The sequence below is a fragment of the Buttiauxella sp. B2 genome, from assembly GCF_006376615.1.
In the GTDB taxonomy this organism is placed as follows: Bacteria; Pseudomonadota; Gammaproteobacteria; order Enterobacterales; family Enterobacteriaceae; genus Buttiauxella.
Genome location: NZ_VEXQ01000034.1, coordinates 12,480 through 27,111 on the forward strand (window position 1 = coordinate 12,480; position 14,632 = coordinate 27,111).

The 14,632-nt window shown below is 50.9% G+C and carries 17 protein-coding genes and 1 riboswitch; of the genes, 6 read left to right on the forward strand and 11 right to left on the reverse strand.

What is annotated here, in order from left to right:
* Positions 1 to 66: 66 nt before the first annotated feature.
* The 9 genes from FH968_RS21745 to rsd form a co-directional block, all read right to left on the reverse strand.
* Complete coding sequence (locus FH968_RS21745) at positions 67 to 384, reverse strand: PTS lactose/cellobiose transporter subunit IIA (RefSeq protein WP_139883288.1); 318 nt, start codon at positions 382 to 384, stop codon at positions 67 to 69.
* Between the two features lie 3 nt (positions 385 to 387).
* A complete protein-coding gene (locus FH968_RS21750; RefSeq protein ID WP_139883291.1) occupies positions 388 to 696 on the reverse strand; it encodes a PTS sugar transporter subunit IIB in 309 nt (102 codons plus the stop codon).
* Positions 697 to 817: 121 nt separating this feature from the next.
* The gene (thiH, locus tag FH968_RS21755; protein WP_139883293.1) at positions 818 to 1,960 is read right to left on the reverse strand and encodes a 2-iminoacetate synthase ThiH; all 1,143 of its coding nucleotides are present in this window, start codon (positions 1,958 to 1,960) and stop codon (positions 818 to 820) included.
* Positions 1,960 to 2,739 carry a thiazole synthase gene (gene thiG / locus FH968_RS21760; RefSeq protein ID WP_139883295.1) on the reverse strand — a complete coding sequence of 260 codons (780 nt, stop codon included), beginning with the start codon at positions 2,737 to 2,739 and terminating at the stop codon, positions 1,960 to 1,962. The genes thiH and thiG overlap by 1 nt, the downstream gene beginning before the upstream one ends.
* 1 nt (position 2,740) lies before the next feature.
* Positions 2,741 to 2,941: a sulfur carrier protein ThiS gene (thiS, locus tag FH968_RS21765; RefSeq protein ID WP_139883297.1), complete on the reverse strand. Its 201-nt coding sequence runs from the start codon at positions 2,939 to 2,941 to the stop codon at positions 2,741 to 2,743.
* Positions 2,925 to 3,680: a HesA/MoeB/ThiF family protein gene (locus FH968_RS21770; RefSeq protein ID WP_139883299.1), complete on the reverse strand. Its 756-nt coding sequence runs from the start codon at positions 3,678 to 3,680 to the stop codon at positions 2,925 to 2,927. The genes thiS and FH968_RS21770 overlap by 17 nt, the downstream gene beginning before the upstream one ends.
* A complete protein-coding gene (gene thiE, locus FH968_RS21775) occupies positions 3,673 to 4,308 on the reverse strand; it encodes a thiamine phosphate synthase (protein WP_139883317.1) in 636 nt (211 codons plus the stop codon). The genes FH968_RS21770 and thiE overlap by 8 nt, the downstream gene beginning before the upstream one ends.
* Positions 4,308 to 6,209: a phosphomethylpyrimidine synthase ThiC gene (gene thiC, locus FH968_RS21780; RefSeq protein WP_139883301.1), complete on the reverse strand. Its 1,902-nt coding sequence runs from the start codon at positions 6,207 to 6,209 to the stop codon at positions 4,308 to 4,310. Before thiC ends, thiE begins: the two co-directional genes overlap by 1 nt.
* Before the next feature lie 88 nt (positions 6,210 to 6,297).
* Positions 6,298 to 6,407, reverse strand: a riboswitch (TPP riboswitch).
* A gap of 51 nt (positions 6,408 to 6,458) precedes the next feature.
* Positions 6,459 to 6,962 carry a sigma D regulator gene (rsd, locus tag FH968_RS21785; protein WP_139883303.1) on the reverse strand — a complete coding sequence of 168 codons (504 nt, stop codon included), beginning with the start codon at positions 6,960 to 6,962 and terminating at the stop codon, positions 6,459 to 6,461.
* 95 nt (positions 6,963 to 7,057) lie between these two features.
* Between rsd and nudC the strand changes: the two genes are divergently transcribed.
* The 6 genes from nudC (at position 7,058) to FH968_RS21815 (ending at position 11,438) form a co-directional block, all read left to right on the forward strand.
* A complete protein-coding gene (gene nudC, locus FH968_RS21790; RefSeq protein ID WP_139883305.1) occupies positions 7,058 to 7,831 on the forward strand; it encodes an NAD(+) diphosphatase in 774 nt (257 codons plus the stop codon).
* 51 nt (positions 7,832 to 7,882) lie between these two features.
* A complete protein-coding gene (gene hemE, locus FH968_RS21795; protein ID WP_139883307.1) occupies positions 7,883 to 8,947 on the forward strand; it encodes a uroporphyrinogen decarboxylase in 1,065 nt (354 codons plus the stop codon).
* A gap of 15 nt (positions 8,948 to 8,962) precedes the next feature.
* Complete coding sequence (gene nfi, locus FH968_RS21800) at positions 8,963 to 9,634, forward strand: deoxyribonuclease V (RefSeq protein WP_139883309.1); 672 nt, start codon at positions 8,963 to 8,965, stop codon at positions 9,632 to 9,634.
* A gap of 43 nt (positions 9,635 to 9,677) precedes the next feature.
* Positions 9,678 to 10,268, forward strand: a complete 591-nt coding sequence (locus FH968_RS21805; RefSeq protein ID WP_139883311.1) for a YjaG family protein — start codon at positions 9,678 to 9,680, stop codon at positions 10,266 to 10,268.
* Between the two features lie 186 nt (positions 10,269 to 10,454).
* Complete coding sequence (gene hupA, locus FH968_RS21810; RefSeq protein ID WP_034492331.1) at positions 10,455 to 10,730, forward strand: nucleoid-associated protein HU-alpha; 276 nt, start codon at positions 10,455 to 10,457, stop codon at positions 10,728 to 10,730.
* A 9-nt stretch (positions 10,731 to 10,739) separates the two neighbouring features.
* Complete coding sequence (locus FH968_RS21815) at positions 10,740 to 11,438, forward strand: DUF1481 domain-containing protein (RefSeq protein WP_139883319.1); 699 nt, start codon at positions 10,740 to 10,742, stop codon at positions 11,436 to 11,438.
* 44 nt (positions 11,439 to 11,482) lie between these two features.
* Here FH968_RS21815 and purD read toward each other — a convergent pair whose 3' ends face one another.
* Both purD and purH read right to left on the reverse strand, forming a co-directional pair.
* Positions 11,483 to 12,775 (reverse strand): phosphoribosylamine--glycine ligase, encoded by a 1,293-nt coding sequence (gene purD / locus FH968_RS21820; RefSeq protein ID WP_139883313.1) that lies wholly within the window; start codon positions 12,773 to 12,775, stop codon positions 11,483 to 11,485.
* 16 nt (positions 12,776 to 12,791) lie between these two features.
* Positions 12,792 to 14,381 (reverse strand): bifunctional phosphoribosylaminoimidazolecarboxamide formyltransferase/IMP cyclohydrolase, encoded by a 1,590-nt coding sequence (purH, locus tag FH968_RS21825; protein ID WP_139883315.1) that lies wholly within the window; start codon positions 14,379 to 14,381, stop codon positions 12,792 to 12,794.
* Positions 14,382 to 14,632 lie beyond the last annotated feature (251 nt).

The window sequence follows — 14,632 nt, forward strand, 5'->3', positions numbered from 1 at the left end:
AGAGACGCCAAAAACAAAAACCGCTCGAAAGAGCGGTTTTTTTATGCCTGAAACAAATGAAAAAAATCAGTTAGCTAATGGCAGGCGGCGATACAGTTCAATCATGTCTTCGGCCAAATCCTGAATCACCATCGCATTCATCAGGTGATCCTGAGAGTGCACGGTAATCAAGTTAACGGGCAGTTTGCCAGTGCCTTCATCTAACCCGATAAGTTGGGTTTGAATTTTGTGTGCATGTTTCACAAACTCACGAGATTCTTCCATAGCTTGTTTCGCTGCTTCAAAATCTCCTTTGCGTGCCATTTGCAGGGCTGTCAGTGCCTGGCTGCGGGCACTACCTGCATTGACCAACAATTCCATAATAATCGTTTCTAAATCTTCCACGTCTTATGACTCCATCATTTTCAAAGCCTTATCCAGCACGACATCACCTTTCATCATGCCGTAATCCATCATGTCGATGACAGCTACAGTTTTACCCAGTGGCTCTGCAATTGCCTGTAGCTTGGCGTGCTCATACTTAACTTGTGGACCAAGCAGTACAATATCGGCAGTGTCGATATTGTCTTTGAATTCTGCAACCGGCACTGCCTTGATAGAGACTTCAATACCTTTCTTCTGAGCGGCGTCCTTCATGCGCTGGACTAAAATGCTAGTCGACATACCTGCTGCACAACACAAAACGATATTCTTCATAGATCTGCTCTCAGTGTCCGTTCGATATACAGATAATTATCCGCGGCGCCTCGTTACAACAACCGCTTTACGATGATTGTGTGTGAGGTATCACAAAGAAACGTTCATGGGCTGAAACCGGTTACATTTTATTTCCTTGTGTTGCCCTTCCAAGAAAACTGTCCCAGTCTTTCCAAACCGGTTGTAATCCAGAATTCGTGAGTACAGCGGCAACTTCTGAAGGTGTGCGCCCGTCGTGTGGAGTAAATTGCTCAAGCTCTGGATGATTATCGGCATAACCACCCGGCTGAGTTTTCGAGAACGCACTCACATTGTTGATGGCGAGCGGAATCATATGATCCCGAAACCACGGCGACTCACGCGTAGAAAGCGAAAGCTCTACATCGGGGGAGAATAACCGAAACGCACATATCACCTGCACCAGCTGACTTTCTGTCATTACTGATGCCGGTTCTACCCCGCCCGTACAGGGGCGCAAACGCGGAAACGAAATTGAATAACGGCTTTGCCAGTAGTTTTGCTGTAGCCATAACAAATGCTCCGCCACCATAAAACAGTCGGTACGCCAGCTATCTGATAGGCCAATCAGTGCACCGAGTCCGATTTTGTCTATCCCGGCTCGCCCAAGTCTGTCCGGTGTTTCCAGTCGCCAGAAAAAATCTTGTTTGTTGCCGCGCAAATGATGTTGCGCGTACACCGTCTGATGATAGGTTTCCTGGTAAACCATCACGCCATCGAGCCCGAGTGTTTTGAGCTCGGCATACTCTTGTTCATCCAGCGGTTGCACTTCCATTTGCAGCGAACTGAAGCGGCGGCGAATCGCGGGAAGATGTTGACGGAAATAATCCATTCCCACTTTGGTCTGGTGTTCGCCCGTTACTAACAGCAAGTGTTCAAAACCGAGCTGGCGAATCGCTTCGCATTCACGTTCAATCTCTCGTTCATCGAGGGTTTTGCGTTTGAGCTTGTTACTCATGGAGAAACCGCAGTAAGTACAGTCGTTAGCGCATAAATTAGAGAGATAGAGCGGCACGTAAAAACTCACCGTATTACCAAAACGCTGGCGAGTTAATTGCTGGGCTTGTTGAGCGAGCGGTTCAAGGTATTGACTGGCTGCCGGGGAAAGCAACGCCATAAGATGGTCGCGGGTGATTTTGCGGGCACTTAATGCGTGTTCCACATCCGTTGCGGTTTTGCTGTTAATGCGAAGCGTGATGTCATCCCAGTCCAGTTCTCGCCAGCGGTCAGTGAAGGTTTGAGCCATCACACATCCTCCTGGCTAAATTGCAGAAACTCCGTTAGTGGGCTGGATGCCTGTGCCTGCTGGTGGCGTACCGCCAAGCCTGACTGAGCCGCTATCGCCCCAGCTTCGACAGCCAGACGGAAGGCCCGACCCATCTGCACGGGATCGCGCGCAACGGCAATCGCAGTATTCACCAGTACAGCGGAAGCGCCCATTTCAAGTGCTTCGGTGGCATGGCTTGGTGCGCCAATTCCTGCATCCACTACTACCGGCACTCGTGCTTGATCGATAATAATTTCCAGTAACGCGCGGGTCTGTAGGCCCTGATTAGAACCAATGGGCGCACCGAGCGGCATGACCGCGGCGCATCCTGATTCTTCAAGCCGTTTGCATAAAACTGGATCGGCACCGCAATAAGGCAAAACCACAAAACCCAGTTTTACGAGTTTCTCCGCAGCTTTGAGAGTTTCAATGGGGTCGGGCAACAAATAGCGAGCATCAGGGTGAATTTCCAGTTTGACCCAGTGCGTACCGAGTGCTTCACGCGCCAGTTGTGCGGCAAATATCGCTTCTTCAGCCGTTTTCGCCCCAGATGTATTGGGCAGTAACTGCATATTAGCTTCGAGCAGAGGGGCAAGAATCGCATCGTTATGATTACGCAAATCGACGCGTTTCATCGCTATCGTCACAAGTTGCGAACCTGAAGCACGGATGGCTTCAACCATCACCTGCGGTGAGGAGAACTTTCCGGTGCCAGTGAATAAACGAGATGAGAAAGTCTTATCAGCAATCTTGAGCATTTTAACCCCCGGCTATGGCCTGAAAAAGTAAGATCTGGTCGCCATCATTCAACAAATGGGTACCCCATTGCTCACGTGGAACAATAGTCTGGTTGATGGCCAGCGCAATTCCCGGTTTTAACACTCGCAATTGTTCCAGCAGTTTTTTCAGCGTCAGGTTATCCGGGCAATGTATCGATTCATCGTTAAACTGAATGTGCATCTTGCCCTCCACAAACAGGGCATTGAGCTGCTTTTTGCATGGCGAGTGTGCGCCAGCTATGTTGGCGAGCGTCAAACAGACGCAAAGAACCTGTGGCTGGAGCGATACCAGTAAGCAGTTTTATCGCTTCAAGTGCCTGCAATGTTCCCATCACACCGACGACTGGACCGATAACGCCTGCTGTACGGCAATTACGTTCCGGCTCGTGTTCATCTGGCCAGACGCAGCGGTAACAACCGTGGTCCCACGGTGGTGTCAGCACCATAATTTGCCCACCAAATCCCACGGCACTGGCAGAAATCAGCGGTTTTCTCTGTGCCACACAAGCGGCGTTTATCGCCTGGCGTGTCGCCATGTTGTCGCTGCAATCCAGTACCAGATCGACACTTTTTACTGCCTGAATTAATGATTTTCCAGACAGGTGTTCGCGAAGCGCCAGCAGCTTGATATCAGGGTTAAGTTGCTGAAGATGGTGCTGGGCGACAAGTGATTTTGGCTTGTCGAGATCTGCTGAGGTGAATAGGATCTGACGCTGCAAATTGCTGATATGTACGTTGTCATCATCTGCCAAAAATAGCGTACCAACACCTGCTGCTGCCAGGTACAGCGCCGCAGGTGAGCCAAGGCCGCCCAGTCCGACAATCAGTACTTTGCTTGCGAGCAGCTTTTGTTGCCCTTCAAGGGCAACGTCCTCCAGCAACAGTTGTCGGCTGTAACGCATGAAATCGGCATCATTCATCGCCAGCCCCTACCAGCTCCAATAGCTGCGCGGTGGCAGCTTGCCAGTCGGCTGCGCGAGTAATTGCGCTAACCACCGCGACGCTGCCTACTCCGGTGGCGAGAACCGCAGGAACGCGATCCATGCTAATTCCACCAATTGCTACGGTGGGATAATTGCCAAGAGTTTTGATGTGCTCTGCAAGTTGCACTAATCCTTGAGGAGACGATGGCATCTGCTTGGTATTGGTTGGGAAAACATGTCCCAGCGCGATGTAAGAAGGGCGCGCTGCTCGTGCGCGATCCATTTCCATATTATCGTGAGTGGAAAGTCCAAGCCGCAGATCCGCATCCTGAATGGCATCAAGATTTGCAACATCCAAGTCTTCCTGGCCCAGGTGCACACCGTAAGCGCGGTGTTTTATCGCCAACTGCCAGTAATCATTAATGAACAACCGTGCTTTGTATTGCTGGCCCAGTTCGATGGCCGCAACAATGTCGGCCTCCACGTCCTCGTCTTGTTTGTCTTTGATGCGCAGTTGGATGGTCCGCACGCCTGCATTCAGTAAGCGGGCAATCCACTCGACGCTATCAACCACTGGATATAGGCCCAGGTGCTGCGGCACGGCGGGAAATGCACTTTTGCTCATCACACTTCCTCCTGGCGCAGATAAATTTCGCCGCCTTTTGCCCGGAATGACTGCGACATATCTTCCATTCCGACTTCAATCGCCTGTTTTGCAGCAAAATCGCGGACTTCCTGGGAGATTTTCATCGAGCAGAATTTTGGCCCACACATCGAGCAGAAGTGTGCGACTTTGCCGGACTCCTGCGGCAGTGTTTCATCGTGATATGCGCGAGCAGTGAAGGGATCGAGCGCCAGGTTAAACTGGTCTTCCCAGCGGAATTCAAAGCGAGCTTTTGACATTGCGTTATCGCGGATCTGCGCGCCAGGATGACCTTTTGCCAGATCTGCGGCATGTGCTGCAATTTTGTAGGTAATCAGCCCCTGCTTAACATCTTCTTTATTCGGCAGGCCGAGATGTTCTTTGGGTGTGACGTAACACAGCATTGCACAGCCAAACCAGCCAATCATCGCAGCCCCAATTCCTGAAGTGAAATGGTCGTAACCTGGTGCGATATCGGTAGTCAGTGGGCCGAGGGTATAGAACGGCGCTTCGTGGCAATGTTCCAGTTCTTCGGTCATGTTGCGACGGATCATTTGCATCGGTACATGCCCCGGGCCTTCAATCATCACTTGTACGTCATATTCCCAGGCGATTTTGGTCAGTTCGCCCAGCGTATGCAGTTCCGAGAATTGTGCTTCATCGTTGGCATCCTGTATGGAGCCTGGACGCAGGCCGTCACCTAAAGAAAGCGAAACATCGTAAGCGGCACAGATTTCGCAGATTTCGCGGAAGTGTTCGTACAGGAAGTTTTCCTGATGATGCGATAGACACCATTTCGCCATAATCGAACCGCCACGCGAGACAATACCGGTAAGACGTTTGGCTGTCATTGGCACATAGCGCAGTAGCACACCAGCATGAATGGTGAAGTAGTCGACACCTTGCTCGGCTTGTTCCAGCAGTGTGTCGCGGAACATTTCCCATGTCAGGTCTTCAGCAATGCCGTTTACTTTCTCCAGCGCCTGGTAAATAGGTACTGTGCCGATTGGTACTGGGCTATTACGCAAAATCCATTCGCGGGTTTCGTGAATATACCGGCCTGTTGAAAGGTCCATAACCGTGTCCGCACCCCAACGGGTTGACCAGACCAGTTTTTCCACTTCTTCTTCAATAGATGACGTGACTGCCGAGTTGCCGATATTAGCGTTTACTTTCACCAGGAAGTTACGCCCGATAATCATCGGTTCAGATTCTGGATGGTTGATGTTGGCGGGGATAATCGCCCGTCCTGCTGCGACTTCGTTACGCACAAATTCAGGAGTAATGTTTTCCGGTAGACGCGCGCCAAAACTCTGTCCTGGATGCTGGTGGCGTAACACTTCATCACGAATTCGCTCGCGGCCCATGTTTTCACGTATTGCAATGAATTCCATTTCCGGTGTCACAATCCCTTTGCGAGCGTAATGCAGCTGTGTGACGTATTTTCCGGCTTTGGCACGCATTGGCGTGAGTTGTGTTTCAAAGCGCAATTCGCCCAAGCCGTCATCGGCAAGGCGCTCTTTGGTATAGACAGAGCTGCGGTCGGTCAGTATTTCGCAGTCATTTCGCTCGGCAATCCAGTTTGCCCGCAGCGGTGAAAGGCCGCGCAGAACATCGATGCTGATAGCAGGGTCGCCGTAGGCACCAGATGTGTCATACACGGGAATAGCATCGTTAGGCGTGAACTGTGGGTTTTCTTTATTGCCGCCGGTTGCGGTCGGGCTTAACTGAATTTCGCGCATTGGTACGCGGATATCATCACGTGAACCGGCGAGGTAAATACGTTGCGAGTTGGGGAAAGCGGTTCCTTCCAGCGTATTGATAAAGTGTTGGGCAGCAGCGCGCTGTTCGCGACGGTTCAGTTTTTTTTCAGTATTAGACATAGCTCATTCCAGTGGTTATCAGGAGTGGCTTGTCAGAACAACGGAGGAGTAATGAATGTGGGACGCCCGCGAACGGGTTGAGCCCAAAAGCAGAATTACTCTTGTTCCCTTCGCAGGTATTAACCTGATCAGGTTCCGCGGATCCCGAATTAACGGTCTCAGCCGGTGCTTACGCACTCGGCACTCCGACAAGAAGAAACCCGTATTGCTACGGGTCGGTATGTAAACTACTCGTTAACAAGGCAGAACTCAAGCCGGGCGTGCAAGGCTGCCGGTATCGTTAGCACTGTCATTTAAATCGTGGTCGTACGCCAACAGAATGAGTTTATCTTCCAGCGAAAAACGTGATTCCAGAGCTTCACCGATGCCGGACAAGGCTTTCTGGAATTCGATGTAGTTATCATGATCGATAGCGCTTTCGAGATGCGAATCATAGAAATCCATGATCTGCTGGGTATTAGCTTCAAGCTGTGGATAGAGATGCGTTGCGGCTAAAAGTGGGCTGCTGCCTTCCATTTCACTGATAATACGTTCATAAATATTAAAATGGCCGGCAGAAAGATAATCTACCAGGTTGTGGCAAAAGGTATCCAGAGCCTTTTCATCGAGCGCAGTATGGGAATCCTTGTTAGGCTTGATCCCAACCATATTGTAATAAGCCACCAATAAATGTTTGCGGGCATGAAGCCATTGGTCGATTAACTCATTACTACCACCAACGCGCTCAGTCAGATTTTCTAACTGGTTAAGCATGATTGACTCCGTGAGTAAAAGATGTAACGCAAACGAACCCAAAATAGATACGACCATTTGTTTATACCAGCGAACTCGGGGATGTGCACCAGGTTATGGAACGTGTAATTCAAAAGTTAGATCAGGGCTGGTTTATCGTCAGCCACGAACAAAAACTGTGGTTGCCGAAAGGTGAGCTACCTCACGGAGCGGCGCAAGATTTTCACTTAGATGGCGCTGTGGGGATGCATATCGGTGAGTGGGAAAATGAACCAGTATGGCTCGTGCGGCAAAATTGCCGGGCTGATATGGGCTCAGTACGCCAGGTCATCGACCAGGATGCAGGGTTGTTTCAACTTGCTGGTCGTGGCGTGCAATTAGCGGAGTTCTATCGCTCGCACAAATTCTGTGGCTATTGTGGCCATGAAATGCACGTCAGCAAAACCGAATGGGCGATGCTGTGCAACCATTGTCGTGAACGCTATTACCCGCAAATCTCGCCTTGCATTATTGTGGCTATTCGCCGCGACGATCATATCTTGCTTGCCCAACACACACGCCATCGCAACGGGATATACACGGTGCTGGCGGGATTTGTCGAAGTAGGAGAAACCCTGGAGCAAGCTGTCGCGCGTGAAGTGATGGAAGAAAGCAGCATTCGTGTGAAGAATCTGCGCTATGTCACTTCGCAACCGTGGCCGTTCCCGCAATCACTAATGACCGCATTTATGGCGGAATATCACAGCGGTGAGATAAAAATCGACCCGAAAGAACTACTGGATGCAGGCTGGTATCGGTACGATCAACTACCGTTATTGCCACCACCAGGCACGGTGGCACGTCGCCTGATTGAAGACACCGTTGCCCTGTGTCGGGCAGAGTACGAATGACGTGGTAAACTGGCGGAATGTATTTAGAGTTCCAGCTAAAGGAAATGCGAAATGACTGAACTGAAGAACGATCGTTACCTGCGGGCATTACAACGCCAACCTGTAGATACCACGCCAGTATGGATGATGAGACAGGCAGGTCGTTACTTGCCAGAATACAAAGCCACTCGTGCCCAGGCCGGTGATTTTATGTCGCTGTGCAAAAATGCGGAGTTGGCTTGCGAAGTGACTCTGCAACCGTTGCGTCGCTACCCGCTGGATGCGGCGATCCTCTTCTCTGATATCCTCACCGTGCCAGATGCAATGGGGCTGGGTCTCTATTTTGAAGCAGGAGAAGGCCCGCGTTTTAGCTCGCCAATCACCAGCCGCGCTGATGTCGAAAAACTGCCTATTCCAGATCCGGAAGATGAGCTGGGTTACGTAATGAATGCGGTGCGTACAATTCGCAAAAATCTTGCAGGCCAGGTGCCGCTGATTGGTTTCTCCGGCAGCCCGTGGACGCTGGCGACTTATATGGTCGAAGGCGGCAGCAGCAAAGCTTTTACCGTTATCAAAAAGATGATGTATGCCGATCCGCAAGCGCTACATCTTCTGCTCGATAAGCTGGCACAAAGCGTCACGCTGTACCTGAATGCGCAAATCAAAGCAGGCGCACAGTCGGTTATGATTTTCGATACCTGGGGCGGCGTGCTTACAGGTCGTGACTATCAGCATTTCTCGCTCTATTACATGCACAAAATTATCGATGGCCTTCTGCGTGAAAACGAAGGTCGCCGTGTGCCTGTAACCATGTTTACCAAAGGTGGTGGTCAGTGGCTGGAAGCGATGGCTGAAACAGGTTGTGACGCGCTTGGCTTAGACTGGACAACGGATATTGCCGACGCTCGCCGCCGTGTAGGCCATAAAGTCGCGTTGCAGGGCAATATGGATCCATCCATGCTTTATGCGCAGCCTGCTCGTATCGAAGAAGAAGTCGCAACGATTCTGGCAGGATTTGGCAAAGGTGAAGGCCACGTCTTTAACCTGGGCCATGGCATTCACCAGGATGTTCCGCCAGAACACGCTGGAGCGTTTGTTGAAGCGGTACACCGTTTGTCGGTGCCGTATCACCAGTAAGAATCAGGAGAGGGAATGGATCTCGCAAGCCTGCGTGAACAGCAGATCGAGCTAGCTTCACAGGTTTCCCGTGATGATAGCTTTGAGCGGTATCCTCCCCGGTTAATCGCTGGGGCAGATGTTGGGTTTGAGCAGGGCGGTGACGTGACACGAGCCGCCATTGTGCTGCTGAAGTATCCTTCCCTCGAATTGGTTGAATATCAGGTGGCGCGTGTCGCCACCATCATGCCTTATATCCCCGGATTCCTTTCATTTCGTGAATATCCCGCGTTACTAGCTGCCTGGGAAATGCTGACGCAAAAACCTGACCTGTTGTTTGTCGACGGCCATGGTATTTCGCATCCACGGCGTTTAGGGGTTGCTAGTCATTTTGGCCTGCTGGTGGACGTGCCGACGATTGGCGTTGCCAAGAAACGTTTATGCGGGAAGTTCGAACCGTTGTCCGAAGAACCTGGTGCTTGCCAGTTACTGACTGACAAAGGCGAAGCGCTTGCCTGGGTACTACGCAGTAAAAACCGCTGCAATCCCCTGTTTGTCTCTACGGGTCATCGTGTAAGCCTGGATACGGCTTTGTTATGGGTGAATCGTTGTCTGGCTGGATATCGTTTACCCGAGCCGACTCGCTGGGCAGATGCAGTGGCATCCGGTCGTCCAGCATTCACGCGGTGGCAAGCAATTCAAGGGTGATTAGGGTAAACTGCCGCTAATATTCCGTCTTTGAGACATCGTTATGTTACAGAACCCAATCCATTTGCGTATGGAGAAACTGGAAAGCTGGCAGCACGTCACTTTTATGGCTTCTTTATGCGAACGTATGTATCCGAATTACGCCATGTTCTGTCAGCAGACTGAATTTGGTGATCCTCAACTATATCGCCGCATTCTCGATTTGATTTGGGAAACGTTGACGGTCAAAGATGCAAAAGTAAACTTTGATAGCCAACTTGAGAAACTCGAAGAAGGCATTCCTTCAGCAGACGACTACGATATTTACGGTGTCTACCCGGCTATCGATGCATGTGTTGCGTTGAGCGAATTAGTTCACTCACGTCTTTCAGGGGAAACTCTGGAGCATGCGATTGAAGTCAGCAAAGCATCAATTACGACAGTTGCAATGCTAGAAATGACCCAAGCTGGTCGTGAAATGACCGACGAAGAACTGAGAGAAAACCCGGCTGTTGAAGAAGAATGGGACATTCAGTGGGAGATTTTCCGCCTGTTAGCTGACTGCGAAGAACGCGATGTTGAGCTTATCAAAGGGCTCCGTGCGGACCTGCGCGAAGCGGGTAGTAGCAATATTGGTATAAATTTGCAGCAGTAAGACAGCAAAACGTGACTTACAGTCCGAATTGTCACCCCTGAAGGCTTCCAATTAGCCCCCCGTCTGGTCTACATTTGTGGGGCGAAAAAAAGTGGCTATCGGTGCGTGTATGCAGGAGAGTGCTTTTTTGGCATTTCCGTCGCACTCGATGCTTAGCAAGCGATAAACACATTGTAAGGATAACTTATGAACAAGACTCAACTGATTGATGTAATTGCTGACAAGGCTGATCTGTCTAAAGTACAGGCTAAAGCTGCTCTGGAATCCACCCTGGCTGCAATTACTGAGTCTCTGAAAGAAGGTGATGCAGTTCAACTGGTTGGTTTCGGTACCTTCAAGGTAAATCACCGTGCAGAACGCACTGGCCGTAACCCACAGACCGGTAATGAAATCAAAATCGCCGCAGCTAACGTGCCGGCATTTGTTTCAGGCAAAGCACTGAAAGACGCTGTTAAGAGTTAACAAGTGTCAGTGAACAGTTTTAGCAGAGGGGCGTTTACGCCCCTTTTGTTTGTCTGGCGTCCTCTGGCCGTACTGACAAGCACATTGTTGCTAATGGCATGCAGCAGCCAGTCTCCTCTCCCGCCATTTACCGCGAGCGGATATATTGCCGATCAAGGTGTCATGCGCATCTGGCGTAAAGACAGCAGCAGCGATGACAGCGTTCATATGCTCACTGTTTTTAGTCCGATACAGAAAGGTGCGACGACAACCAGCGATTATCGCTGGCAGGGTGAGCAACTGGTATCGATTGAAATGACGATTCAGAGCCAGCCATCAGAGCATATAAAAGTGCGTTTTGACGATCACGGCGAGCTGAGCTTTATGCAACGCGAAGTGAATGGTCAAAAACAGCAGCTTTCCAACGATCAAATCGCTTTGTATCAATACCAGGCGAGCCAATCTAAGGCGACCAGCGAAGCATTACGCATTGGGCGTGTTATTTTGCGGCAAGGGCGCTGGCACAGTAATGGCACCGTGACGACCTGCGAAGGTGAGACATTCGAGCCTAAACTCGATAGCGTGTCGCTAAACCATATTGCGAATCGCCAACGTCATTCTTCTATGGATGTAAGTATTGCCTGGTTGGAAGCGGCAGAAGGTTCACAGCTGTTACTGGTAGCGAATCAGGACTTCTGCAGTTGGCAGCCAAAACCTGCGACATTCTAGATAAAAAAACCGCCACGAGGGCGGTCCTTTGTATCACTTCGAGTTTACCTGGCGTTTTCACGTTCAATGGCACGATAGCCGATATCTGAGCGGCTAAAACTGCCATCCCAATGAATATCTTTCATCAATTCATAAGCACGTTGCTGCGCTTGCGCGACGGTATCTCCTAAAGCGGTGACACATAAAACGCGGCCACCGTTAGTCACAACCATATCGTCCTCACGCAGTTTCGTTCCTGCATGGAACACTTTACCGTCCGCAACTTCTTCCAGCGGTAAGCCGTGGATCACATCACCGTTACGGTAATCAGCAGGATAGCCGCCAGCAGCCATTACAACACCGAGAGATGGGCGCTCGTCCCACTTTGAGGTAGTTTCATTAAGCTTGCCATCACATGCGGCGAGACACAGTTCAACCAGGTCAGATTGCAGACGCAACATAATCGGTTGAGTTTCCGGGTCACCAAAGCGGCAGTTGAACTCGATAACCTTCGGATTACCTTGTGTGTCGATCATAAGACCGGCATACAGAAAGCCCGTATAGGTATTTCCTTCAGCAGCCATGCCACGCACTGTTGGCCAGATAACCAGATCCATTACACGCTGGTGGACTTCATCAGTTACAACAGGAGCCGGAGAGTACGCGCCCATACCGCCAGTGTTCGGGCCGCTATCACCATCACCAACACGTTTGTGGTCCTGGCTGGTAGCCATTGGCAGTACATTTTCACCGTCTACCATCACAATGAAGCTGGCTTCTTCACCATCAAGAAACTCTTCCACCACGATGCGGTGCCCGGCGTCACCAAAGGCGTTGCCAGCCAGCATATCGTTAACGGCAGCTTCAGCTTCTTCTTGCGTCATCGCAACAATCACGCCTTTACCAGCGGCCAGGCCATCAGCCTTAATTACAATCGGTGCACCTTTTTCACGGACGTACGCCAGCGCGGGCTCAACTTCTGTAAAGTTCTGGTATTCGGCAGTAGGGATTTTATGGCGAGCCAGGAAATCCTTAGTGAACGCTTTAGACCCTTCTAACTGTGCGGCACCTTGCGTTGGGCCAAAGATTTTCAGACCCGCAGCGCGGAACGCATCAACCACACCGATAACCAGCGGAGCTTCCGGACCGACAATCGTCAGATCGATTTTTTCATTTTGTGCAAAGCTGAGCAGGGCAGGAATATCCGTCGGATTAATTGCGACGTTCTGCAACGCAGGTTCCAGAGCTGTGCCCGCATTGCCTGGTGCGACAAACACAGTTGCGACTTTCGGCGACTGCGAAGCTTTCCAGGCCAGGGCGTGTTCGCGCCCGCCGTTACCGATGACTAATACTTTCATTTATGGATGCTCCGGATTAATGGCGGAAGTGGCGCATGTCGGTAAAGATCATTGCGATCCCATGTTCGTCGGCTGCGGCGATCACTTCTTCGTCGCGGATCGATCCACCCGGCTGGATAACACAGCTCACGCCAACCGCTGCTGCGGCATCAATACCGTCGCGGAACGGGAAGAAAGCATCAGAGGCCATTGCGGAACCTTTTACTTCCAGGCCTTCGTCGCTTGCTTTAATACCGGCAATTTTGGCGGAGTAAACCCGGCTCATCTGCCCGGCACCTATGCCGATGGTCATATTCTCGCGGGCATACACAATTGCATTGGATTTAACAAACTTCGCCACTTTCCAGCAGAACAGCGCATCACGCAGTTCTTGCTCGGTTGGCTGGCGTTTGCTTACAACGCGTAGGTCTGCGGCAGTCACCATTCCCAAATCGCGATCTTGTACTAACATGCCGCCGTTGACGCGTTTGAAATCCAGACCCGGGACGCGCTGCTGCCACTGGCCGCAAGTCAAAACACGAACGTTTTGCTTAGCTGCGGTGATCTTCAACGCTTCTTCGCTTGCTGAAGGGGCAATAATAACTTCGACAAACTGGCGGGAGATAATCGCTTGTGCGGTTTGTGCATCCAGTTCGCGGTTAAACGCGATGATACCGCCGAATGCGGAAGTAGGATCGGTTTTGTAAGCGCGGTCGTATGCATCTAATAAGGAATCGCTGACTGCTACGCCACAAGGGTTGGCGTGTTTGACGATGACGCAGGCCGGTTCGTTGAACTCTTTCACACACTCCAGCGCCGCATCGGTATCTGCGATGTTGTTATAAGAGAGTGCCTTACCCTGAACCTGGGTTGCCGTTGCGACGGACGCTTCCTTAATTTCTTCTTCTATATAGAAGGCAGCTTGTTGATGGCTGTTTTCGCCATAGCGCATATCCTGCTTCTTAATGAAGTTCAGATTCAGCGTTCGAGGGAAGCGGCCGGAAGGTTCTTTGCTTTCGCCGTGATAAGCAGGAACCAGACTACCGAAGTAGTTGGCAATCATGCTGTCGTAAGCGGCGGTGTGCTCAAATGCCTTAATCGCTAAATCGAAACGAGTCTCGAGTGTAAGAGAACCTTCGTTAGTATCCAGCTCGCTAATAATTGCTGCGTAGTCACTGCTCTTTACTACGATTGCGACATCTTTATGGTTCTTCGCAGCGGAGCGCACCATCGTTGGACCGCCGATATCAATGTTCTCAACCGCATCTTCCAAAGAGCAACCTTCACGGGCAACTGTCTGGGCAAATGGGTAAAGGTTGACGACAACCATATCAATTGGGGAGATTGCGTGTTGTTCCATGATGGCATCATCCTGGCCGCGACGACCGAGAATGCCACCATGCACCTTTGGATGCAGGGTTTTGACGCGTCCATCCATCATCTCCGGGAAACCGGTGTAGTCAGAGACTTCGGTTACCGGCAGGCCAGCTTCAGCCAGCAGACGAGCGGTTCCGCCAGTGGACAGCAGCTCTACGCCACGTTGGGAGAGTGCCTGGGCGAATTCGACGATACCGGCTTTGTCAGAAACACTGAGCAGAGCGCGGCGTACAGGACGACGTTGTTGCATGGTTTGATCCCTTAGCTTTGGTTCGCATATAGAAGAGCGTTAGCTGAATTTTAGTTATTTTCCCTAAAACTCAGCTAACGCCCCAAAACGGGGCGTCCTTTTATTGCGGGTGCATTGTAGCGAAAACGTTTGCGTCACGCTCGAAAAATTTAGGACTTCATCACGATTGTGGATAACTTTGTGCACAACTGCGTATAAGGCGGGGTTTTGCTGTGGAATGCAGCAGTCAGTAAAATTAACGCGAATTTAGG